The 22,351-nt window shown below is 38.4% G+C and carries 21 protein-coding genes, 1 tRNA gene and 1 pseudogene; all 23 read left to right on the forward strand.

Translation table 11 applies throughout. The features are described 5' to 3' along the window. The first annotated feature begins 1 nt into the window (after position 1). The 23 genes and pseudogenes from B7696_RS07500 (at position 2) to B7696_RS07610 (ending at position 22,339) form a co-directional block, all read left to right on the forward strand. Positions 2-787: an ABC transporter permease gene (locus B7696_RS07500; protein ID WP_064276354.1), complete on the forward strand. Its 786-nt coding sequence runs from the start codon at positions 2-4 to the stop codon at positions 785-787. Between the two features lie 99 nt (positions 788-886). Further along, positions 887-959, forward strand: a tRNA-Thr gene (locus B7696_RS07505). 389 nt (positions 960-1,348) lie between these two features. Then, positions 1,349-1,771, forward strand: a complete 423-nt coding sequence (locus tag B7696_RS07510; RefSeq protein WP_020902068.1) for a hypothetical protein — start codon at positions 1,349-1,351, stop codon at positions 1,769-1,771. 69 nt (positions 1,772-1,840) lie between these two features. Next, positions 1,841-2,242, forward strand: coding sequence for a hypothetical protein (locus B7696_RS07515; RefSeq protein WP_020902067.1), 402 nt, complete (start codon positions 1,841-1,843; stop codon positions 2,240-2,242). Next, positions 2,235-3,956 carry a cutinase family protein gene (locus B7696_RS07520; RefSeq protein WP_084863051.1) on the forward strand — a complete coding sequence of 574 codons (1,722 nt, stop codon included), beginning with the start codon at positions 2,235-2,237 and terminating at the stop codon, positions 3,954-3,956. Before B7696_RS07515 ends, B7696_RS07520 begins: the two co-directional genes overlap by 8 nt. Continuing rightward, entirely contained in the window at positions 3,937-4,251 is a 315-nt protein-coding gene (locus B7696_RS07525; protein ID WP_020902063.1) for a hypothetical protein, read from the forward strand. Before B7696_RS07520 ends, B7696_RS07525 begins: the two co-directional genes overlap by 20 nt. Positions 4,252-4,264: 13 nt before the next feature. Then, positions 4,265-4,573, forward strand: a complete 309-nt coding sequence (locus B7696_RS07530; protein WP_084863052.1) for a hypothetical protein — start codon at positions 4,265-4,267, stop codon at positions 4,571-4,573. Between the two features lie 128 nt (positions 4,574-4,701). Beyond that, positions 4,702-4,989, forward strand: coding sequence for a WXG100 family type VII secretion target (locus B7696_RS07535; RefSeq protein ID WP_020902061.1), 288 nt, complete (start codon positions 4,702-4,704; stop codon positions 4,987-4,989). A gap of 69 nt (positions 4,990-5,058) precedes the next feature. Beyond that, a complete protein-coding gene (gene esaA, locus B7696_RS07540; protein WP_084863515.1) occupies positions 5,059-8,091 on the forward strand; it encodes a type VII secretion protein EsaA in 3,033 nt (1,010 codons plus the stop codon). A gap of 3 nt (positions 8,092-8,094) precedes the next feature. Continuing rightward, positions 8,095-8,559 carry a type VII secretion protein EssA gene (essA, locus tag B7696_RS07545; RefSeq protein ID WP_020902059.1) on the forward strand — a complete coding sequence of 155 codons (465 nt, stop codon included), beginning with the start codon at positions 8,095-8,097 and terminating at the stop codon, positions 8,557-8,559. Positions 8,560-8,624: 65 nt separating this feature from the next. Then, on the forward strand, positions 8,625-8,864 hold the full coding sequence (locus tag B7696_RS07550; protein ID WP_020902058.1) for an EsaB/YukD family protein: 240 nt from the start codon (positions 8,625-8,627) through the stop codon (positions 8,862-8,864). Next, positions 8,865-10,142, forward strand: coding sequence for a type VII secretion protein EssB (gene essB, locus B7696_RS07555; protein ID WP_020902057.1), 1,278 nt, complete (start codon positions 8,865-8,867; stop codon positions 10,140-10,142). It abuts the gene before it with no gap. Between the two features lie 21 nt (positions 10,143-10,163). Then, positions 10,164-14,585 (forward strand): type VII secretion protein EssC, encoded by a 4,422-nt coding sequence (gene essC / locus B7696_RS07560; RefSeq protein WP_084863054.1) that lies wholly within the window; start codon positions 10,164-10,166, stop codon positions 14,583-14,585. Positions 14,586-14,600: 15 nt separating this feature from the next. Further along, positions 14,601-14,957 (forward strand): TIGR04197 family type VII secretion effector, encoded by a 357-nt coding sequence (locus B7696_RS07565; protein WP_020902055.1) that lies wholly within the window; start codon positions 14,601-14,603, stop codon positions 14,955-14,957. Further along, positions 14,957-15,313, forward strand: a complete 357-nt coding sequence (locus B7696_RS07570; protein WP_020902054.1) for a hypothetical protein — start codon at positions 14,957-14,959, stop codon at positions 15,311-15,313. The genes B7696_RS07565 and B7696_RS07570 overlap by 1 nt, the downstream gene beginning before the upstream one ends. 1 nt (position 15,314) lies before the next feature. Continuing rightward, on the forward strand, positions 15,315-16,931 hold the full coding sequence (locus B7696_RS07575; RefSeq protein WP_020902053.1) for a hypothetical protein: 1,617 nt from the start codon (positions 15,315-15,317) through the stop codon (positions 16,929-16,931). A 12-nt stretch (positions 16,932-16,943) separates the two neighbouring features. Beyond that, on the forward strand, positions 16,944-17,486 hold the full coding sequence (locus B7696_RS07580; protein WP_020902052.1) for a hypothetical protein: 543 nt from the start codon (positions 16,944-16,946) through the stop codon (positions 17,484-17,486). After that, a complete protein-coding gene (locus B7696_RS07585; protein WP_020902051.1) occupies positions 17,479-17,769 on the forward strand; it encodes a DUF4176 domain-containing protein in 291 nt (96 codons plus the stop codon). The genes B7696_RS07580 and B7696_RS07585 overlap by 8 nt, the downstream gene beginning before the upstream one ends. 647 nt (positions 17,770-18,416) lie before the next feature. After that, positions 18,417-19,367 (forward strand): annotated as a pseudogene (locus B7696_RS07590) (type VII secretion protein EssC); the annotation flags it as partial. 81 nt (positions 19,368-19,448) lie between these two features. Continuing rightward, on the forward strand, positions 19,449-19,814 hold the full coding sequence (locus tag B7696_RS07595; protein ID WP_020902049.1) for a TIGR04197 family type VII secretion effector: 366 nt from the start codon (positions 19,449-19,451) through the stop codon (positions 19,812-19,814). Positions 19,815-19,816: 2 nt separating this feature from the next. Beyond that, on the forward strand, positions 19,817-20,191 hold the full coding sequence (locus B7696_RS07600) for a hypothetical protein (protein WP_020902048.1): 375 nt from the start codon (positions 19,817-19,819) through the stop codon (positions 20,189-20,191). Then, positions 20,181-21,680 carry a T7SS effector LXG polymorphic toxin gene (locus B7696_RS07605; RefSeq protein ID WP_020902047.1) on the forward strand — a complete coding sequence of 500 codons (1,500 nt, stop codon included), beginning with the start codon at positions 20,181-20,183 and terminating at the stop codon, positions 21,678-21,680. Before B7696_RS07600 ends, B7696_RS07605 begins: the two co-directional genes overlap by 11 nt. Further along, on the forward strand, positions 21,674-22,339 hold the full coding sequence (locus B7696_RS07610) for a DUF443 domain-containing protein (protein ID WP_084863056.1): 666 nt from the start codon (positions 21,674-21,676) through the stop codon (positions 22,337-22,339). The genes B7696_RS07605 and B7696_RS07610 overlap by 7 nt, the downstream gene beginning before the upstream one ends. Positions 22,340-22,351 lie beyond the last annotated feature (12 nt).

The raw sequence follows: 22,351 nt of genomic DNA on the forward strand, positions 1-22,351 counted from the left end.
TATGAAAAAATATCAACGCATGCATCTGATTTTTATCAGACAATACATCAAGCAAATCATGGAATACAAGGTGGATTTTGTGGTGGGGGTTTTAGGAGTCTTTCTGACTCAAGGTCTGAACCTCTTGTTTCTCAATGTCATCTTTCAACATATTCCATCCCTAGAAGGTTGGACCTTTCAAGAGATTGCTTTTATTTATGGCTTTTCCTTGATTCCTAAGGGGTTGGACCATCTCTTTTTTGACAATCTCTGGGCGTTAGGTCAACGCTTGGTTCGAAAAGGAGAATTTGACAAATACCTGACTCGTCCTATCAACCCTCTCTTTCACATCCTAGTTGAAACCTTTCAGATTGATGCTTTGGGCGAACTCTTGGTTGGTGGGATCCTACTAGCGACAACGGTATCTAGCATTGCTTGGACTCTTCCAAAATTCCTGCTTTTCCTAGTTTGTATTCCTTTTGCGACCTTGATTTATACTTCCTTGAAAATCGCGACAGCCAGCATCGCTTTTTGGACCAAGCAGTCAGGAGCAATGATTTATATTTTCTATATGTTTAATGATTTTGCCAAGTATCCGATTTCCATTTACAATTCGCTTCTTCGTTGGTTAATCAGTTTTATTGTACCTTTTGCCTTTACGGCCTACTATCCTGCCAGCTATTTCTTGCAGGACAAGGATGTTATCTTTAACATTGGTGGTTTGATGTTGATTTCTATGGTTTTCTTTGTCATTTCCCTTAAACTTTGGGATAGGGGTTTAGATGCCTACGAAAGTGCGGGTTCTTAGCATAGATGTTATCAAAGCCTTGTCTCAGGACAGGCTTTTTTAACAGAGATGAAAATTTCTTGACACCTATTCTTAGAGTGCTATACTGTAAGTGTAATCGCCGATTTAGCTCAGTTGCTAGAGCAAGGCACTCGTAAAGCCTAGGTCACAGGTTCAATCCCTGCAATCGGCAAAGTGAAGAAGCTCAAAGCCTTGTCTTGGGACAGGGCTTTTTTATATGTTAGGAACATGCCTTGAAGCTAATTCTAGAGTGTTAAACTAGATGAAAAAAGAAGCAATAAGATGTAATTCAATTGCAGTTAGTCTAAATGAATGAAAAAGATGGGATAGCACCTTAGAATCAGATCTTGTAGGTTTTTCTTTGATTCCTATTATAGGAATTATTGGAAAGATAGTGTAAAAGGAATTTTATAGAAAATTTTTTTCAAATAAAATACTGATAAAGTACAGATATTGAGAGCGTTAGATTTTTGGTTAAGCTTTGAGGGGCGGTTCATGATAAAAATTTTTTTACATTCATGATATAATATGGCTATATTCACATGTTATAGGAGAATATTCATGAAAAAACGTACTTTGCTTTGGTTAGTTTTAGCCCTTGTAATTTTTGGAGGAGGCGCATGGATGGCACAGGCAACAAATCTATTTGGAGGAATAGCTCTGAGCCCACGGGCTAAGCAGTTGGCTTATCTGAAGGAGCATGAAGAAGATATGGCTGATTTTGTCAAGTCTTTAAGTCCTAAAGTTGAAAGTGTTCAGTTTGATTGGGATAGTATGAAGGTTGGTCAAGTAGGAAATGGAACTCCTCAAGGTGGAGGCTATATGTTGACACTTAGAGGAAAGGTAAATAATAATGATAAGACGAAATTCATGGTTGGATTTTCTTTAGACAATGATGCAAACAGTATACCAAAGGAATTTGGAATTTATGAAATGCAGCCTATAAGAATTTATAGGGATGGGGGATGGTATTATTATGACTAATAGTAATTTAAAAACCTTTGATAATTTTTATGCGAATTTAGCACAGTCAGCTTATTTAGGAGAACATTCATGAAAAAACGTACTTTACTTTGGTTAGTTTTAGCACTTGTAATTTTTGGAGGAGGTGCATGGATGGCACAGAAAACAAATTTATTCGGAGGAGTATTTCTTAGTCCGCGAGCTAAGCAGTTGGATTATTTAAAGGAACATGAAGAAGAGATTAAGGAGTTTGTAAAATCTTTAAATCCTAAAGTCGAATCGGTTCAAATAGATTGGAAACAGACACAATGGGATAAGATAGGAAATGGTACACCTCAAGGAGGAGGCGATATTGTTCAGGTTTATGGAGGATTTAATAATATATCAAACTCAAGCTGGAGTGTTATTATTAAGATTACAGATGGAAAAATTTTAATTAATTCTATCGGAATTGGTAGTCCGTTGCGTATTGGGGGTAAACTGCTTGACTAATAGTAATTTAAAAAATTTTGATAATTTTTATGCGGATTTAGCTCAGTCAGCATATAGAGGACGACCGAATCTTTTTACATATGAGAGACTGAGTAAAGAAGAAAGAAAAATATTAGATTCAGGAGAAGCGTTACAATTTGACTTCTCTAAAGACATTCAATCTTACAACGAAATTACAAAAGAGTTGGAAATCACTAAAGGAGGTAAAAAACTTCCTCATGACGGTAAAGTCTACTTGCAGCCAGATCCTGATTTACATACTGTGGAAGATAAGATAAAACTCCAAGTTGGTGATCCTGGCGGAGGGGTTCACCAAGAAGAGCCTCCTATCAAGCTCTATCAAAAAGGGCTTTTAACGGATGAGAAAGCTGGTTTCAATGCCTACTACTTAACGGATACGCCAACCTTGACTAAAGATACTACGAAAACTTATATGGCTATCCGCGGAAGTGATGCTATTAGTTATGAAAATTGGAACGATTGGATAGACAACGATGCGAAGTTTGCCCTCAACCACATCCATACCCCGCAAGCCAAGTTAGCGACGGCAGGTATGAAAGCTAAAATCGCAGAGATGCGTGAAAAGGCTCCAAATGCTACGATGGACATCACAGGTCACTCCCTAGGGACCATAGTTTCTGCGCAAGGAGTAGCTGGCCTCACTGATGAAGAACTGAAGAAAATCGGCAAAGTGGTCCTCTTTGACGGTCCAGACACGACAAAGAGCTTAAAGGAAATGGGCCTCAGCGATGAGAAAATCAAAAAGATTAGCGAAAAGATCGAGTATTATGTCAATCCTTTTGATATCGTGGGGATGCTTAATCGAGAACACACCATTGCCAAATTACCTGGTGACTCCGATGAACCCCTTAAGAAACCCGTCGGTAAAGTCAATGTCCTCGTCCCCTTGCATTATACTCAGATTACTGATCCCGAAAGCTCCCATGACTTTGGTGTTTTCCAATCGGATGGAAAGGGAAATTTGTTGACCGCGTCTGAGGATTTTCACCCAGAATTGCTCAGGGCAGGTGAAAAGCTGTCTCGACTGATTGCGACATCTTTAGATTCTCTCAGGGCTTTAGGAGTTGATGATAATGTAGCCTCAAATATTTTGAATGCCATTATGAGGGGTGAGGCTCTAACAAAGATGGCTATCGGTTATGCAGTTTACAAGAATTATACAATAGAATATAGTAAAATCGTCGAAGAAGCACGTCAGGAATCTATAAAATGGGATCGAGAAGCTATTCCTCGTTATCAGGAACAACTGAGAAGTGGCAATCTTTCAGGAAATCAAAGAATCTTGGTTCGAGCTCAGTTGCTTCAGACAGCAGCCCAGTTAGCAAATTTTGACATGGAAGACAAAGTTAAATCCGTGAAAACCTTACTTTCAGACGCTAAGGAAGACATTCAAAATATAGTAAAGGAGACAAGGTCAACAGCATTTGACATGGTTGGATATTTGTCAAGCTCAGAAGTTACGAATCTTCTTTCTGGTTTTGATACAACAAGCTTTTGGGATGAAGGCCTTGCTAGTGACACGAAGACAGCAGCAACATCCTTCCTGACACAAATCCAGCAACTGGGGGAGAGCTTGGTCAAAGCTAGTGGCTCCTTTGAGACCATAGATAGAGATAGTGCTGAAGATTTTAATAATCTATTGGCGGATGTAAAGCAAACATGGAGGGGAAAAAATGGTAGTCCTAACGGATGAGGATACTTTAATTACAAGAGAGCAACTCGACAGAGCCTTCAAAGAAAGAATGAGGGAACAAGAACGCCAAGCAGTCAGGGCCTTGGTAACTGCAAAAGAGTTGTCAATCCTTGCTAAAGGAGCTGAGTTAGCTAAAAAGTTGCAGGAAGCGGCCGCAGATATGCAAGAGTACGCTTCTAAGACCTATGTGAACAATATTAAGGGTGGATTTGAGGGAAAGGCTGCAGATGCTGCAGAAACTTACTTGACACAGACCTTGCAAACACCTACTTTACAGAGTCCGATCAAAAGCTAGGAGAAAACTGGTTATGGATAAAAAGGTACTTCAGAAACTAGAGGATGAGCATAATCGTAAATTACGAGACTTAGAACGTTTGGAGATGGATTTGGATGATGATTTCCACAAGTTTAGTAGGGAGACGGATCATCTCCTAGAGGCGCTTTCCTATGCATGTAGAGATAGTAGTTTTGCTGAAATTCAACCATATATCTTTGAGATAGAGAACAATTTAGATAGCTATCATCAACTTTATAAGAATCGTATAGAGAATGTACTGGAAGCTCGACACCAAGAGAATAAAAACTTTTATCGAAAGTTAGAGGAAAAGGATTTTTAACGAATAGACCCTTAATCTAATACAAGAGAATTTTTTTGATATTTTATTAGTAAAAAATGGTGTAAGCACTTGTAATTTGTGGCACTTATTGATATAATAAACTTACAAATAACTTAAAGGAGTTTAATATGGCTTTAATTCAATTAACAACAGAGGAACTACGTACTTCTGCTCAAAAATACACTAATGGTGCTGAAGAAGTAAGAGAAGTACTTCGCACATTGAGTAACGAACAAGAGATTATTAGAGAGAACTGGAAAGGTGCTGCTTTTCAGAGCTTTGATCAACAGTTTACAGAATTATCTCCAAAAATTGAAGAGTTTGCGGCTTTACTTGATGCAATCAATGCGCAATTGTATAAAGTTGCTGAAATCGTTGAGCAAAACGACCAAGAACTTGCATCACAAATTCATTAATTTGTTATAAGTGGCTTTAGGAGGGCGAGAGCCTTCCTATTTTTTTTAATGGAGATGATTAAAAGGCAAATGAAGAAGAATAGAATATATAAATATGTAGGGAGTAGTTTGCTAGCCCTATTGTTGCTCTTGATGATGGTTCTTTTGAATCTTTCTGTTCAAAAGAATACGACAATTAACAATGAGAATAACGCGAAAGTAAATCAGCAGACCAAATTAAATGTGGCTATTGTAAATGAAGATAAGTCTGTCTATGTGGATACAAAAGAGTATAATTTGGGGGCTAGTTATGTAAAAAACATCGAGCGTGATAATTCACAAAACTGGTCCGTTGTTCCTCGTGGAGCAGCAGATACCGGATTAGAAAGTGGGAAATACCAACTCGTTTTAACAATTCCTAGTGACTTCTCTGAAAAAATACTTGATATTAACAGTATCAATGTTGATAAGACAACCATTAATTATAAGGTCAATGCCCAAGGAAATTTGCAGGTGGAAAATGATGCAAATAAACTAGCAAAAGACATTGTTGCTGATTTAAATGGTCAATTAGTTGACATGTATATGGCGAGTATTTTGAGCAATCTTTATACGGCGCAAAAAAATGTGCAAGCTAGTTCACAGATACAAGCAACTAATATCGGAAACTACCGTACAAACTTATATGGAACAGCAATTAACTCTAAAAATATTTTCCCGACTCTTTACAGTATGTCTAGTTCTTCAGTTGATGCAAACGGTGTCTTAAAGACAGGTTTGGAAAGCTACTTACAATCCTTTAATCGCTTTGATGAGTCGCAGGTTAAATATAACAACACTTTCAGAGAATTGTCTAACAATAAGGAACAAGCAAAGCAGAATTATGCGGACGTCATAGAAAAGCTTATATCTAAGAGTAGGGATGAGGTAAAGGAACAGGTTGATTCTTATAAACAAGAATTAATGGAAACCCAAAAGATTCTAAATTCCAAGATAGAAGGTCAAGTAACCTCCTCTGATGTAATGCAGCCTGAAGTTGGATCTTCCTATAAAACAGTCGCAAAAGACATCAGCGAAGAGATTGTTAGTTTACAGACCAATCTAACAAATGAAAGAACGAAGTTTGAGAATCATAAAAAAGGTATTCGTGACTTCATTGATGAGAAACTAGCTTCTTACTATGGAACAAGTGAGAAGACAATCACTCTCGGTCGATTTTTGGATAAAGCTGCAAACAAGGACCTAGAGAAGGCTGAAGAATATCTCAAAGAGCAGCTGGTTTCTGCAATCTCAGAATTACCAAAAGAAGATTTTAGTGGAAAAGAATTTAGTGGTTTTGGTATAACACCAATCACAATTCCTTCTGTAAACTATACAGATTTAAAAACGATTAAAGAGCCTAGCGACGAGATTTCTTTGGCGGACTTGAAGAATCTGGAAAATAAGGCGATTACTAGTACAAGTGCTGTTGGACGAACAGGAACAAAGGCTAAGGTATCATGGAAGGCTGGAACAGGAGTGACGGTTCATTCGGTCACTTATGATGGCACACCAGTTGAGTTTGGCCAAGAAATTGATTTGAAGACTGGTGGGACTTTCAAAGTAGCATATAGTCTTGCAGAGGCAGCTCCAGCTCCAACTCCGACTCCAACTCCGACTACAGGTTCAACTGGGGGTCCAAGCCCAACTCCAAAAGCGGAGCCAGAGACTATTGATATTTCCTTGAATGATGTTCAAGCAGTCAGTGCTCCCATAGATGTCTCAGCCGTTCAGCAAGCAGCAGTGACTTACGGACAAAAGGTTCAGAAAATAGCCTCTGCCTATCAAAAGGTAGAATCACTAAAAAAAGCATACGATACCGTCAGAGGGTTAAAAAATAGTGATGTGTCTAAAGCATTGTCAGATATTTGGTTCGAAGCTATTAGTTCAAATCTTAAGAAATACGAAGAAAGCCTAACTAAACCTGACAACACCAAAGATACAGATGGTGCTAAGGATAAGGTAGATAAAGCCTTAGCTAAACTGACTGAGTTGAAGCCTATCCTAGAAAAAAATGTTAAGGAAGTTTTAAATACTAACAAGGATTTGAATGATAAAATTAATGAACAATTAGACCTATTCAAAAAGTTTGGCGAATTTGAGAAACAAGCGAAAGAGGGTACCGTTTTTCAAGATATAGATAGGGATTTAAAATCACTCGATGAAGATTATAAAAATCTCTTCACTAACTCTTCTGCTGTGAAGGAGTCTTCTCAAAGCAATGTCAAAGCTGCAGAGTCTGTAAAGGAGACTTTAGGTAATTTCAATCGTGAATTGTCAAACGCTCAAACAAGTACTGAAAAGTTGTCACAAGATGCTGACTCCTTGATGACGCAGTTTAACGAAGAATTGACTAATAATGGAAACTTTGTAGAATCCTTTGTGAAGGTTCTGAATAATGCCTATCAAAATGGGGTACCAAACGAAGTATTGTTGAACTTCTTATCCAATCCTGTTACCCAAAATGCTACTTCAGTAAAAGCTACTGTCAATGTTTACCGTCCATTTACATGGATTTTACTATTGGAGATTGTTAGCCTCTTTACAGCCTATCTGTTTGCAACGCAAAATATTGTTCGTAAGGTCAAAGATAAATTTAAGCTTGACAAGTTGCATGATACAGATATTATGACAGTTGGCCTACTATCTATTTTAGCTATAATAGTTGGTCTAGTCGTTGGTATTGTATCGAGTGCTCAACTTCACGTTGGTCGTGAATATCAACCGTCATGGGTATTGCTAATTGTTTTAGCTGCTTTGGTACTGATTCAAGGGCAGTATTTATTACTTAAACATTTCCGAGTAATTGGAATGGGTCTTGCCTTCTTTATGATGATTAGCTTTGTCTATCTATCAAATGCAATTGGGACGACGGCCAGTCTAACAGGTTTCCCAGCCTTCATCAAAAATCTTAATGCTTTATCAATATTAGAAGCTTTCCTTTCAGGATATTTTGATGGACAACCGGCAAATATTTTAGCATTTATTGCAATGATGATTGTCGTAGCTGGATTACTTGTTATAAATATTTTTATCAAAGAAAGAAGCTTTTGGCCTCAAGTATTTCAAACTGAGAAAGAATAGGAAATGAAAAAAATAATTCTTTTACTTCTTACCTTAGTAGCATGTGCAGCAGTCTCAATGGCTGCTGCAGATGATTTGAAGGATAATCGTTTACAGATTGATGATTCTCGACTTGAGAAAAAAGAGGGACTTAACTTTGGTCTACAATCTGAAGAAACAAAGGAGCTTTTTAACGAAGCGACCCAAAAGAAGTTGCAAGACATGCAGCAGCATCAAGAGGAACAGTTGATCACAGAAAGGGGCCAACTGTTTTCTGCTATACAGGGACCAGTTAAAAAAAATCCTGCAGAGCAGTTGTTTCAGCCAAATTCAAAAATAACATCTAAATTTCAAACAAATATTGGTCAGTTAGAAAAAGATGGTTTGAGTGATTTTCTTCCGGAGTTAGCCTATATATCATTGTTTTTATTACTTTTCGTAGCTACAGCTGTGATGAGTTATCGCCTTATGGCCGAAGGGATAGAATAATGTTTTAGCAAGTCCGTCTTAACAACTTAGTAAGAACAGAATCATATACAGGAGGTACATAAACAGTGGAGCAACATATCAATATTACTCTACGCTTGAAAGAAAAAGATGTGGATATTCGCATTCCTAGTCGGATTGAAGTGCGACGGTTAATCCGAGAAGTGGATACGATTTTTACTCCAGGTAAACAGAGAAAAAAATATCAACTTAGAATTGTCAACAAAGGATTATTGATTGATGAAGGAAAACAACTATCTGATTATCCAATGACAACAGGGGATTTAGTAGAGATAGAGGAGATTTAGGTGACTGAGGAAAAATTTATATTTGGCGAACAGCCGTTTGTATATGAAAAAAATGAAACAACTTGGAAATTGAGCCTTAAGCGTTCAGATGTAGCGAGTCAAGATTTACGGGAACTGTTACTGTTGGATTTGCATCATCCGTTCTTTTTGGAGCAATCGATGGTCTCTGATGAGGACAGTGTAACCTTCTCCTATCAAGTCGAAGCTCATGGTTTGACTTATGAAGAAATAAAGAGCCGTACCATTTCGGAGAGAATTCGTTTGGCCCTAAACGTTTTTCGTCTAGAAGGAGCCTTGGAGTTGCCAGTGACCTTCCTTTTGCATCCAGTAAATCTCTTTATTACCAAAGATGCTCAGGCTAAGATTGCTTATCGTGGAATTCCTGGTCTGATGGTTCCTCAATCAATATCCTCAGAAGATTTTCTACGTCAGGCTAAGTGTTTTACCGTAACACTATTTAGTGATTTTGACTTTATGGACCTTTACAATGGGTCCTTGGAATTAGAGACCTTGCCAGACTTTTTAAATGACCTGTGTCAGGCAGATGATATTGCAACAGCAGTTACTATTTTGGAACGGTATTATGTAGAGAAATCTGCGAAAGAACAGGCGGATTTAGTATTGGTTCCAAGCAGACGACACCGAGTGTTTAAATTGGCAACGATTTGGTTGACAGCGAGTGTTGTTTTGTTGATCGTTCCGCTTATCTATTTGATTTTCATGCAAAATCCTTTCAAAGAAAAGATGTTGCAGGCGGATACAGCTTTTATTAAAGTAGATTATAGCGCGGTTATTACAGAATTAGAGGGAATTGCTCCTGCTAGCTTGCCTAATACGCAGAAGTATGAGTTAGCCTTCTCTTATATTCAGGGATTGGAATTTTCTTCTGAACAAAAGAAGGTCATTCTGAATAATGTAACCCTCAAGTCTGATGAGCTGTATTTGACTTATTGGATTCAAGTTGGGCGAAATCGCTTTGAAGAGGCACTTGATATTGCCAAACGGATTAACGACAGTGACTTGATTCTCTATGCTTTGACTCAGGAAATCAAGCAGGTTCGGGAAGATGGTAAGTTGTCAGGGAAAGATCGTGAAAGTAAACTGAATACTTTGGATAGTGAATATAAGAAATACTGGGATAGCCGAAGTCAGCTATTAACAAGTGATTCTAGCTCTAATGCATCTACTAGTTCTAGTCCTAGTTCACAAGACAAGCCTTCTGAAAGCAAACCTTCATCTGAGAAGAAAACTAGCCCTAGCAGCTCCTCTAGTAATTAAGGTAGACCAAGGAGAGAAACTATGAAAAAACAAATCATTTTCTACAGTCAAGGTCTGCGTTATGAAGTAGAACTGAGTGCAGCTAAGACGGTCTTGGTTGGGGCTACAGAAAAGGCCCAAGTCTACCTTCCTCAACAGGAGAGTCCGATTCAGCTCAAGCTTGACGGTGACAAGATCTTTTATCAGTATGAGAACGAAGCAGGATTATTGAAAGATGGTCTACGTTTGGGTGAGGTTGTCTTTTATATCCGAGAAGGGGGTCCAAGGGTCTATGATCTTTTGGATTTATCAGAGTTTCAGATTGGTTCTCATAAAGGTGCGTTGATCACACTAGATGAAGATGTCGAACTCTTACTCCAAAAATCTCAGAATCAATGGATGCTAACTCGATTAAAAGGCGCATTTTATCGAAACAATCATCTGGAACAAATGGACCAGCAATTGATTGGTTTTGGAGATGAGTTGAGTTTAGGAGCGGTGACAATAAAGCTCTTTCCAGACGAAGTATGGGTTTCGGGACCAGCTCAAGTTGGGAGACAACTAACGCTGAGAGAACCCTCTCGATATGGTTTTTATGAAGATTATCCAGATTATCACCGCTCTCCACGAATCATTTATCGTGGAAGTGAAGATAAAATCTTGATTAACCCTCCAGGTCAAGAACCAGCTAAGCCAAGTGATGAACTGTTAAAGCTAATCGTTCCTCCTCTTACGATGGTCGGGGTAACCGTCTTGATCACCTTGGTTCAACCTCGAGGGATCTATATTCTTGCGACAGTAGGGATGTCCATAACCACAATGATTTTTTCTATCCGTGGTTTTATCAAAAATCGTAAAAAGTACAAGGCTGATAAGAAGGAACGGATCGATCTCTATCGTCTTTACCTGAAAGATAAGGTAAAGGAATTGACTCGTCTGGAGCGGGAACAAAAAGAAGGGATGCACTATCATTTTCCAACTATTTTAGAGTTGACGGACTTGGTTGAGAGTTACAATCACCGGATTTACGAAAAAACTCCCTTACATTTTGACTTCTTATACTATCGTTTGGGACTCGGGAAAATACCGACTAGCTATGACTTGAAATATGGTCAACAGGAGCGCAGTGGTAAGAAGGATGCTCTGGAAGAAGAGGGTTATGCTCTCTATAGTCGTCACAAAAAAATTCCGGATATGCCGATTCCGGCAAACCTTAGCCATGGACCGGTTGGTTATATTGGACCTAGAAATCTCGTCCTAGAACAACTGCAGCTTTTGGTGATGCAGTTAGCGACTTTTCATTCTTATCATGATGTGCAGTTTATTACGATCTTGCCAGAAGAGGAAAAAGAACAATGGTCTTGGATGCGTTGGCTACCTCATGCCAAACTGCAAGAACTCAATGTTCGCGGTTTTGTCTACAATCAACGGACACGAGACCAGGTTCTCAATAGCTTGAACCAAATCTTGAAACTACGTCGTAGTCAAAAGGAAGAAGCATCCCACAAGGAGAGCACCCTCTTCCATCCTCATTACGTGGTTCTAGTAACCGATGAGAAGCTGATTTTGGACCATATTATCATGGAATTCTTTACCGAAGATCCAACGGAATTAGGCTGTTCTCTCATCTTTGTAGAGGATGTCATGAGTTCCTTGTCTGAGAATATCCAGACAGTGATCAATATCAAGGACCGAAATACGGGCCAACTGGTCATGGAAGAAGGGGTCTTGAAAGAGACGGACTTCCGCTTGGATCATTTCCCAGCAGATTATGATAAGGAGCGGATCGCCCGTACCTTGGCACCGCTCAATCACCTCCAAAACCTTAAGAGTTCGATTCCAGATTCCGTGACCTTTATGGAAATGTATGGTGCGGAGACCTTTGAGGACTTGCAGGTATCGAGCCGTTGGAAAAAGAACGCACCCTACAAGAGTTTGGCTGTGCCGATTGGTCTGCGTGGTCAGGATGACCTGGTTCAGCTCAATCTACATGAAAAAGCTCATGGACCTCATGGTTTAATCGCAGGGACGACTGGATCAGGGAAGTCAGAAACGATCCAATCCTACATCCTATCCCTCGCTGTCAACTTCCACCCTCATGATGTGGCATTCTTGCTGATTGACTACAAGGGTGGTGGGATGGCCAATCTCTTTAAAAACCTCCCCCACCTCTTGGGAACCATTACCAACTTGGATGGTGTCCAATCCATGCGGGCCTTGGCTTCGATCAATGCGGAGATCCATCGTCGTGAACGACTCTTTGGAGAGTTCGAAGTCAACCATATCAACCAATACCAGAAGAAATTTAAAAACGGAGAAGCGACAGAACCTCTCCCTCATCTCTTCATCATCTCAGATGAGTTCGCAGAGCTCAAGGTTAACCAGCCCGACTTTATCAAGAAGTTGGTATCTATTGCGCGTGTCGGGCGTTCCCTCGGTGTCCACTTGATCCTAGCTACTCAAAAGCCATCAGGTGTGGTGGATGACCAGATCTGGTCCAACTCTCGCTTTAAGATTGCCCTTAAGGTAGCAGATCGTTCGGACTCCAATGAAATGCTTCATACACCGGATGCGGCCGAAATCACTCAGACGGGACGTGCCTATCTGCAAGTCGGAAATAATGAAGTCTATGAGCTCTTCCAGTCAGCCTGGTCAGGCGCAGATTACCAGCCAGAAAAGGATGATATGGGAATTGAAGACCATACCATCTACCTGATTAATGAATTGGGGCAATATGAAATCCTAAATGAAGACTTATCGGGCTTAGAGGATGCCGATGAAATCAAGGAAGTTCCGACAGAGCTAGATGCTATTGTGCACAATATCCATCTCCTATGTGAAGAACAAGAGATCCCTCCAGTACCACAGCCATGGTTGCCACCACTTAAGGAGCGCATTGCGCTAGAGGAGCTGGAGGAAGTGCAACCAGCAATAGCCTGGGCACAAGAGAAATCACTCTCAATTCTACTTGGAATGGCAGATATCCCACAGGCTCAGAAGCAGGAAGCCGTCTCTATCAATCTCGCCAAGGACGGACATGTCCTTCTCTATGGAAGTCCGGGTACCGGGAAGACAACCTTCCTTCAGTCAGCAGGTATGGACTTGGCTCGTAAGTTCAGTCCTAAGGACCTTACCATGTACTTGATGGACTTTGGGACCAATGGTTTGGCTCAATTGTCCAAGCTTCCTCAGGTAGCGGATATCATGCCTCTGGACCAAACGGAGAAGATCTCTAAGTTTGTACGAATCATGGAGAAAGAACTCAACCGCCGTAAGAAACTGCTTGCGGACTATGGAGTTGGGACCTTGGAACTCTATCGTCAGGCTAGTGGTCAGGAAGAACCGGCTATTGTCATCCTCTTAGATAGCTATGAAGCTTTCAAGGAAGAAGCCTATGAGGCAGAACTCTTCAAGCTCTTGGTGCGCATCTCTCGTGAAGGTCTCAGCATTGGGGTACATCTCTTGATGACAGCGGGTCGCCAGTCCAACCTTCGTGCTCAACTCTACTCGAACTTCAAGCACCAGTTGAGCCTACCACAAAATGAAGCTAGTGAAGTGCGAGCCATCGTGGGCTCTACGCCACTCGCCATGACTATGGAAGATATCAAGGGCCGTGCCCTCATGAAGCGTGAAGACGTGGATGTCATCCAGCTGGCACTCCCAGTTTATGGAGCCAATGACACCCAAGTCCTCAACAACCTGCGCCAAGCAGTCGCTTCCCTCCAAGAAGCTTGGACAGGACAACGCCCAAGTGCCATCCCGATGGTACCAGAGGAGTTGACCATGGATGTATTTCTCAATCTGCCTACAACTCAAGAGGCGATTCAAAATCATGAATTGCCGATTGGTCTGGAGTTTGAAATGGTACAGAGTGTTGCTATTTCGTTTAATCAATTAAAAAGCTTGATTTATCTTTCTGATTCTGCTGAGTCATTAGAAAATCAAACACATCATTTATTAAATACATCACTCTGTTTTGGTAAGAAATTACGAGTGATGCTTGTAGATCCACTGGAGGAATATAGGTCTTATAGTGAAAAAGTGTCAACATATATTAGTAGTAAAAAAGAAATTTCTGAAATAGCTCAACAATTAATATTTGAGGTTAATCGCCGACTAGAAGGAGACTTATACTCTGATTGGTTGATTTTTATGCCAAATATAAAAGTAATTGTTGAGCATGGTCTGTCAGAAAAAGATTTGGACTTTTTATTCAAAAATGGTTTGCGTGTAGGATTGCATTTTGTAATTGGTAGTGAGCATTCATATATTGGAAATAATATCCATGAAGTTCCGAAATATCTTAAATCCAATGCGCAGTGGGTTATGTTGGGTATGCGTTTAATGGATCAAATGTTTTTAGATAAACCTTATAATAATAGAGAGGCTCGACTAGAGTTGGATGAGGTGTATCTGCATGATCGTAAACAAGCCGTTAAATTAAAAATTACTAAAAATGACTAATTTGGAGGGATTTGTATGCCACTAATACAAAGTAAAGAAGAAGTAGCTAGTTCTATTGCATCTGGAATTGCTAGCTCATCTAGTAGTATTATATCTGGAAATAAAGTTGTTCTAGACCAATCGAGTGAGTATCCAGGAAATAGTACAGCTGCGGAGAAGATTCCTAAAGAAGCTGAGTATGCGTCTTCTATTGCAGAGGTTTTAAATGGATTTGTTTCAAGGATACAGAGTACAGCCGCTGAATTTGTAGCAGTTGATAGTCAGCTTGCTGCAAACATAGATACCAATACTTCTGCGCTACCTCAAACGAGTGCAGTTCCAAAGAATAATACTACATTTGTTCCAAATAGGAGCTATTTTTCAGAAGAATAATGAAGAAACTAACATTAGAAGAAATTGATAATAAATCAAAAGAACTGGATAATTTTCTAAATCAACTAAGTTTGGAGAAGAAGAAAGTTACTCGAAAAGAAAATGAACTATTTGAAATGCATCGACAAAGTTTGCTTCCATTGCGACAAATCTTAGAATTGCCTCTATCGTCAAAAGATTATCAAACTTATCAAGATTTGATAATGGACATAGGCAGTGTAGGTGCATTAGTTGAAGCGTGGTCGGAGGAACGAAAAGATTCAATCAAGAAACAAGAAGACCGATTGGAAAGAGAGTTAGATGAGCTCTGCCATGCTCGAAAGAAATTAATGATAGAACAGGAGTCGCAGAAGTAATATGGTAAAAATGGTATTAGGATCTTCTGATACGCAGGGTCAGACAATGGCTTCCGTAGGGGAAGCTAGAATAGCTTCCTACAATGAGGCAATTTCTGCATTATCAGCATTTGATAATGCAGGAGATTTGCAAGGGGCAGCCTATGATAGTGGTAAACAATATGGTATGAATGTAATCACTCCCTTGCTCAAGGGAGCCATCATGTATACAGAATTAGTGAGTGAAGCTGTTCCAAAGCTACCATCAAAATATCAATCAGAAGTTGGCGGTGAGGATCTTGATTCAGAGGTACTTGAAAGTGAAATTCGTAGCCTTGAAGCTAGTCTTCACGGTATTAGATGGATGTACTATGCAATGGTTGGAGACGAATCCACAAGTACAAGCACTTTAAGTAGTCTTTTAAACCGCATGGATTCTTTAACTGGACAAAGAAATGAAAAAATGGATAAGCTCCGCAAGTTAAATCTATTTGCTGGAAGTTCTAATGAAGTTTTTTCTGCAGGGGAAGGTAGTAGTTTAGTTGATAACTTAGCTCAAAATCTCCAAACGGGATTAAGCCAAATCCAAACAGAATTTTCAAGTTTTAGTGGTACTTTTCCCAAGCACTCTGTGCATACTCTGGGATGGGCAAAGAATATCGAGGGTGAATGGGATAAGAAAGTCAAGATTGATGAAGACTATCAGAAGGTTCTCAAAAGAATTGAGGATGGCAAAGAACTCTCTGAGGATGATGTGAAAGTGCTCGAAGCTTATCAAAAACGCTATGGAAGGGATCTTCCTGATAGTGTGAATAATGCTTTGAAGAATTATGTTGAAAAAGAAATCAATGACATTGTAAAAATGATATCAGATACTTCAGAGGCATATAAAAGAGGAGAAATTGGTGAAGAAGCTTTAGATAGTGTTTTTAACTTCCTTAAACAAAATGGTATAAATATTTCTCCGGATGATCTAAAGAATAAGTCTGTAGATTTTTTAAAGGAAAGTATCACTTCAAAATTGAGTGATAAATGGTCTGAGTTAGTGTCAGAACATTACACCTCTTACACGCTTCCATATCAAGTTCCATATTTAATCAATGGCTTAAAATCACAGATTGGGAATACACTAACGAAATATGGATTGAGTGCACTTCTATCAACTGCACCTGGTTCTACAGTTAATAAAATGGTGGGAGAAAGCATTGAGAAAATTGGAGATTGTGTAATACCGTTAGTGAATAAATTAGATGGATTCTTAGGGAGCGCTAAATTTGCGAAAGCTTTACCATATGGATTGGGATCAGCGATTGATTTTGGCACACAGTTATACAGTGGCGAAGATGTTGGAGATGCAGCAATTAAGACAGGTGGGCATCTCCTGATTCAATTAGCTTTAGGTGTTGTAGGTGGTCCGATTGGTTTCTTTGCTGGTGTAGGATTGTCAATGGTATTTGATTATCTATATGATAAATATGGGGATAAAGTCGTGGAATTTGCTGGTGATGTTTGGGATGGTACAAAGAAAGTAGTAGGTGATACGATGAAATCTGTTGGTGATACAGCTGAGAAAATATGGGATAGTGCGGGAGATGCAGTTAATGGATTTTTCTCGGGATTAGGTAGTGTATTTAATTAAAAGGATTTATATATGGAAACAATTATTAATTTAGGGATATGGGAGAGCAAAAATTATCATTTTGATTGGGAGAATAAGGTATTGCTAGAGGAAACATCTTCTCCTAATTACTGGTCTTATATTCTACTGCCTGTTACGCTGTACATTATAAATAAAATTTCTGATATATTGGCTAAAGCAGGAATATTTAATAATCAGTTAGTCCGAGTTGGGACGGTTACGATCTTAGGCGTTTTATCTTATTTTTTGGCCGCTTTGATTATCAGATTTTACCACGGAACTTTAAAATTAAAAAAATCAGAGTTGGATGGGGAACAGAGTAAGAAGTTTGTCAGATCTTTGAAGAGAAGAAGAGGGTACTTTAAATGTCTTCTTAATCTTTTTAGAGTCCTAACTGTAATCGCTACTCTTTTGTTTGTCTTTGGAAATGAAACCATTGCCGTACTCTTTTTGGCGGTTAGTTTTTTAGTGATATTTATGTTCAAATTTGATTACCAACTTAATAGATGGTTAAAAATCATTAAAATAGTAGAAAAAGGAGAGAAAAATGTCTAATTTATTACCTATTGGTACTGTTGTTCGCCTTCATAATGGAACGATTGATGTGATGATTATAGGTAGATTTCCATTGTACAATCAAGAGGGTACAATTGGCTATTTTGATTATGTAGCATGCCTATATCCAACAGGGGCAGCAAATGAAGAACTTTTATATTTTAATCAAGAGAATATTGAAAAGGTGATATTCGAAGGATATCATTCGGAAAAAGAGGATGATTTACAAGAATTATTCAAGAAACAAAAGGATAGTATTAAATATCCAAAATTGAAGGTATAATTTAATTTATAGGTTTATTTCCAAAACAATAAACTTACTAACTTTCATTCGTAGGGGATCTATATTAAAATTGTAAAACTATTTGTTCTTTGGCTCTTTATCAACTGTAGTGTGTTGATGAGAAGTGAACATCGAGAGAGGACGAGATTCGTTCTCTCTTTTTTATACTCTCAACTCTCTATTTAGTGGATAACTTGAACTTGGAAGTAAACAAAATTTTAAAACCATTAAAAGTGTAACAAAATTCGAATAAGCTATATTTTTAGAGATTGTTGAAGAAATCACTATACTTTAAATATAAATTAAAAACGAGGAGCTGCTTTGACATTAAAGAAACTCCTCGTTTTTTGTCTGTTCCATTTCGTAAGATGAATTAGCATGGTCATAAGCCTAAATTCATGATACAAAAATATAGCTTTGTTCCTATGGGAAGGGGTTGTTTTGATATTGTGGTATAATAGAACGAGAACGTTTTCTTTCTAGTACCTTGAAAATTCTATATTTTCGCTTATTTATCTGCTATGCTATTTACAAAAAAATCCTGTCTCTTGCCGTCAAGTTCCACCTTCATGATGTGGCTTTCTTGTTGATTGACTACAAGGGTTGGAGAAGCTAGAATAGCATCCTATAATGAGGCAATTTCTGCCTTCAAGCACCAGTTGAGCCTACCACAAAATGAAGCTAGTGAAGTGCGGACGATTGTGGGCTCTACGCCCCTTGCCATGACCATGGAAGACATCAAGGGACGGGCTCTCATGAAGCGTGAAGACGTGGATGTCATCCAGCTGGCACTCCCAGTCTCTGGAGACAACGAAAACCAAGTCCTCAATAACCTTCGTCAGAAAGTGGCTTCCCTCCAAGAAGCCTGGACAGGACAGCGCCCAAGTGCCATCCCGATGGTACCAGAGGAGTTGATGGTGGAAGAATTTTTGAAATTGCCTAGTGTACAAGAAGCTATTGAGAATGGTCAGATTCCTATCGGTTTGGAGCTAGAAATGGTTGGAAGTGTCAATATTTCTCTTAGCAAATTTAAACACATGGCTTATGTATCAAATGCAGAAGATACTTTTGATAATATAACTCATCATTTATTAAGAACTATTCTTAAAATGCCTAACGTTCATATGATGTTGATTGATGCTTTCCAAGAATATGAGTCATATAGTAATCAGGTGAAAACCTATGTTGGAAGTAAAAAGGAAGTATCGGACATAGGAAATCAGCTAATCTACGAAATAGAGCGCCGTCTTGAAAAAGGAATCTCATCTGAGTGGATTGTTTTTATACCAAATATGAGAGCACTTGTATCCGAAAGCGATTTAAATGTTCAACAGCTTCAATTTATGTTTGAGAATGGTTATCGAGTAGGGATGAGGTTTATTATTGGTACAGATTATACTTATATTGGAACAAGCGTTGACCCAATTCCAAGATACCTCAAAACAAATGTCCAATGGGTCATCTTTGGTATGCGCCTAATGGATCAAACCTTCTTAGATAAAGGAATATATAGCAGAGATGTGGCTCCAGATCCCGATCAGGTTTATTTACATTCTCGGAAAGAAATCATCAAACTCAAAATTAGTAAGAATAAGTAACAATATTATTTGATACTTAAGATTCAACCCTGTCTCTTGACGATTTGATAGTAGAAAGGATAATTGAAAAGGTTATTGAACATGGGACAAGTAAAAAGTGAAAAAGGCAAGGCAAGTACTATTGCAACTGGAATTGTATCAGCAAGCAATAGCATTACAACTGCCGGTACAGTTACTAGAGATAAGACAAGCTATTATACCGCTAATACGGTAGGAAGAAAATTGATCATCAATGAGGCATCTATTGCTCAAAATATTCAATCAAAAATAAGTGAATTCGTAAAATTAATTCATGGTGTCGCAAATGAATTCGAAGTAGTAGATGAGAATATAAGTACAATGTGGCAGAATAATTTACCGTCGAGTCAAAATAAGGGGACAACTGGTCTATCTTCGCCATACACAAATCCGTCATTTGTTCCTCAAAATAATTTGTTTAAGGAGTGAGGATGGAAAAAACTAGAAAATTAGAAGATATTCAATGTAGTGTTCAACAAATTCAAACGAAATTATCAAAGCTAAAAGAAGAAAGAAATCAGTTTCTTTCCGTTGCGACGGAGATCTTAGATCTTTGTCAAACGAACTTCATTCCATATAGAGAATTAGGCTATTATCCGTTATCCGTTAAAGATGAGATGGATCGTCTTGAAGATATAGAGATGTTAAAAAGGAATGAACAGCTACTTGATGATTTTATCTCTGAGAGGAAAGAAGAATTAAAAAAAGCAATGAGTAAGCTAGAGGGCGAAAAAGAGGAACTTCTTTTTCAACAACGCCGTCTTGAATTACAAAACGAGGAGAAGGAGGAGAAGAATGGGGATTAAAGTAGATATAGGCTCAGCAGATTCGCAGGGCAGTACAGCAAATAGTGTATTAAGCAGCCGTGTGAATTATTATAACGATGTCATTAGTGCTTTTAATAATTTGATTACAGAGGAGGAGTTGAAAGGGGCAGCCTATGATAGCGCTAAGTCCTATGCGGAAAATATAATGGTTCCCCTACTTAGAGGAGTTATCCTCTTTTCAGAGAGTCTAGGAGGAAAAGCCGGTGAACTACCGACTCTTTACTATTCACAAGTCGGTGGAGAAAGTCTAGATGAGGATATACTTCAACAGCAAATTGAAGCGAAGAATACAACCATTTCGACTTATGAATCTATTTTATATAGTTTATATAATCTAAAGGACGTCAATCCTATATATATAAGTAATGTTCGAGGAGTTATCTCAAATGCGACGAGTAAGCGAGATGAGTTACAAAGGAAATTAGAAAAATTGCAGTCGTTTGCGAGCTCGACTAGTGGTCAGTTTTCGGATTCAGAAAGCTTACAGACCTTAGTTTTCCAAGGTTTCGAACAAGTTACAGGTGACTTTGGAAAGTTTGATGGGACATTTAAAGTAGAGGGACAAGCTCCTTGGGCTAGTAATATTAATAGTGAGTGGACGAAACGTTCTGAGGTAGTTCAAAATTATCAAAATGTTTTAGATAAAATTAAAAATAAAACCGAATTAGATGAGAATGATATCGCAGCGATTGCAGAGTATGGGAAACGGTATCCAGGTAAAGAGTTGCCCGATAATGTTAAAGATGCTGTACGAAAATATGTCGAGAGTAAATTTAGTAAAAATGTTGACCTAAGCGTGCTAGGGGAGTTTCTTGAAAATATCCGAAATACGTCTTTGGAAGAAATTGCTAAAGACACAATTTCTAAGTTAAGTTCAACGAATCCTCAACTGTCAGAATACTTTAAGTATTTTACTACTACTGATAAGTTTGGTAATATAAACATGACCTACTCTGGGGATAGTAAAGGATATACGGATGCTTTATTCAAGGCAAATGCTAAGAACCTACTTAAGAAATTCACGATTTCAGAAATTAATATCCCTATAACAGGAACAAACTCTTCTGTTGGGATTTCAGCGATTAGTTCGATATTTATAGGGATGGACTTTTTGAACAACCTACAAAATGAGAATGCCGGGCGTGCCTTTACACATACTGTTGCAACTACTGCAATCGCTACATTAGCAGTAGATGCAGCTGCAACAACACTTGCGGCGGCATATTATGCAACCGGTTCAGAGGCTATTTTAAGTGTAGCTGCATATGCAGCTACAGGTCCGATTGGTTGGGCTATTGGTGCTGGGATTGCGGCAGCAACACTTGCTACTTTGGCATATAATTATAATTTTCTAGGAATCAAAGATATAGCAAACGAGATGGGTGACAATCTTAATAAAAGTATATCAGATGTCGGCAAAGCATTTGATTCAGGTATTAAATCAATTCAGAAAGTGTTTGGGTGGTAATTTTGGAAATTAATTATAGAGAAACGAAGTATTTTTGTCATCAACTTGTAGAACTAAATGGGAAAAAATATATATTAGATGCCAGTTCAATGACTCCTAAATTCTACTATTGGGGTGTTCCAACGGAGGAATTAACGGTTGAGATGGCGGAACTTAACAGAGAGGATATCAATTTTAGTACCCCGATTAATAAGTTTAAAGCTTCATATGTGGCAATCATGGTCCAACCTCTTGTAGTCATTGTTTATTCTTTATTGAAAACTTTTTTTAAAGAGTACAATATTAGTCAACAGATAATTTTAAAATTAGTAGTATTTTGCGCATCTATACTATTCTCCTACTTCATTTTTTATTTTACAAGAGAGAAAGAACGTAAAAATGTTAAAGCTTTACTGCCTTCTTCTAGCAGAAGATATGAGATGATTTTTAAACCAGTATCTGCAAGAAAGCAAGTTTTTGATGCCTATATTTTTAATGTTCCTATAATAGCTTGTTTAGTTCTCTATTTGTCAATTAATGATGGCGGAGAAGGGCTTGTTCTCGTTATCAATAGCATTATCTCATTTTTCCTTCTATCATTTTTATTTGGAAAGGTTCCCATTCTTTCCGCTTATAAGATTAGAAACGTCACATTTGAAGGAATTCGAGAAATTAAATGAGGCCTTTGATTC

The sequence above is a fragment of the Streptococcus mitis genome, from assembly GCF_002096815.1.
Taxonomy (GTDB): domain Bacteria; phylum Bacillota; class Bacilli; order Lactobacillales; family Streptococcaceae; genus Streptococcus; species Streptococcus mitis_AD.

Bases quoted from the DNA above. Each gene is read 5' to 3' on its own strand.
- B7696_RS07500 (WP_064276354.1), top strand. From the start codon at position 2: ATGAAAAAATATCAACGCATGCATCTGATTTTTATCAGACAATACATC.
- B7696_RS07510 (WP_020902068.1), top strand. From the start codon at position 1,349: ATGAAAAAACGTACTTTGCTTTGGTTAGTTTTAGCCCTTGTAATTTTT.
- B7696_RS07515 (WP_020902067.1), top strand. From the start codon at position 1,841: ATGAAAAAACGTACTTTACTTTGGTTAGTTTTAGCACTTGTAATTTTT.
- B7696_RS07525 (WP_020902063.1), top strand. From the start codon at position 3,937: ATGGTAGTCCTAACGGATGAGGATACTTTAATTACAAGAGAGCAACTC.
- B7696_RS07530 (WP_084863052.1), top strand. From the start codon at position 4,265: ATGGATAAAAAGGTACTTCAGAAACTAGAGGATGAGCATAATCGTAAA.
- B7696_RS07535 (WP_020902061.1), top strand. From the start codon at position 4,702: ATGGCTTTAATTCAATTAACAACAGAGGAACTACGTACTTCTGCTCAA.
- esaA (WP_084863515.1), top strand. From the start codon at position 5,059: ATGAAGAAGAATAGAATATATAAATATGTAGGGAGTAGTTTGCTAGCC.
- essA (WP_020902059.1), top strand. From the start codon at position 8,095: ATGAAAAAAATAATTCTTTTACTTCTTACCTTAGTAGCATGTGCAGCA.
- essC (WP_084863054.1), top strand. From the start codon at position 10,164: ATGAAAAAACAAATCATTTTCTACAGTCAAGGTCTGCGTTATGAAGTA.
- B7696_RS07565 (WP_020902055.1), top strand. From the start codon at position 14,601: ATGCCACTAATACAAAGTAAAGAAGAAGTAGCTAGTTCTATTGCATCT.
- B7696_RS07570 (WP_020902054.1), top strand. From the start codon at position 14,957: ATGAAGAAACTAACATTAGAAGAAATTGATAATAAATCAAAAGAACTG.
- B7696_RS07575 (WP_020902053.1), top strand. From the start codon at position 15,315: ATGGTAAAAATGGTATTAGGATCTTCTGATACGCAGGGTCAGACAATG.
- B7696_RS07580 (WP_020902052.1), top strand. From the start codon at position 16,944: ATGGAAACAATTATTAATTTAGGGATATGGGAGAGCAAAAATTATCAT.
- B7696_RS07585 (WP_020902051.1), top strand. From the start codon at position 17,479: ATGTCTAATTTATTACCTATTGGTACTGTTGTTCGCCTTCATAATGGA.
- B7696_RS07595 (WP_020902049.1), top strand. From the start codon at position 19,449: ATGGGACAAGTAAAAAGTGAAAAAGGCAAGGCAAGTACTATTGCAACT.
- B7696_RS07600 (WP_020902048.1), top strand. From the start codon at position 19,817: ATGGAAAAAACTAGAAAATTAGAAGATATTCAATGTAGTGTTCAACAA.
- B7696_RS07605 (WP_020902047.1), top strand. From the start codon at position 20,181: ATGGGGATTAAAGTAGATATAGGCTCAGCAGATTCGCAGGGCAGTACA.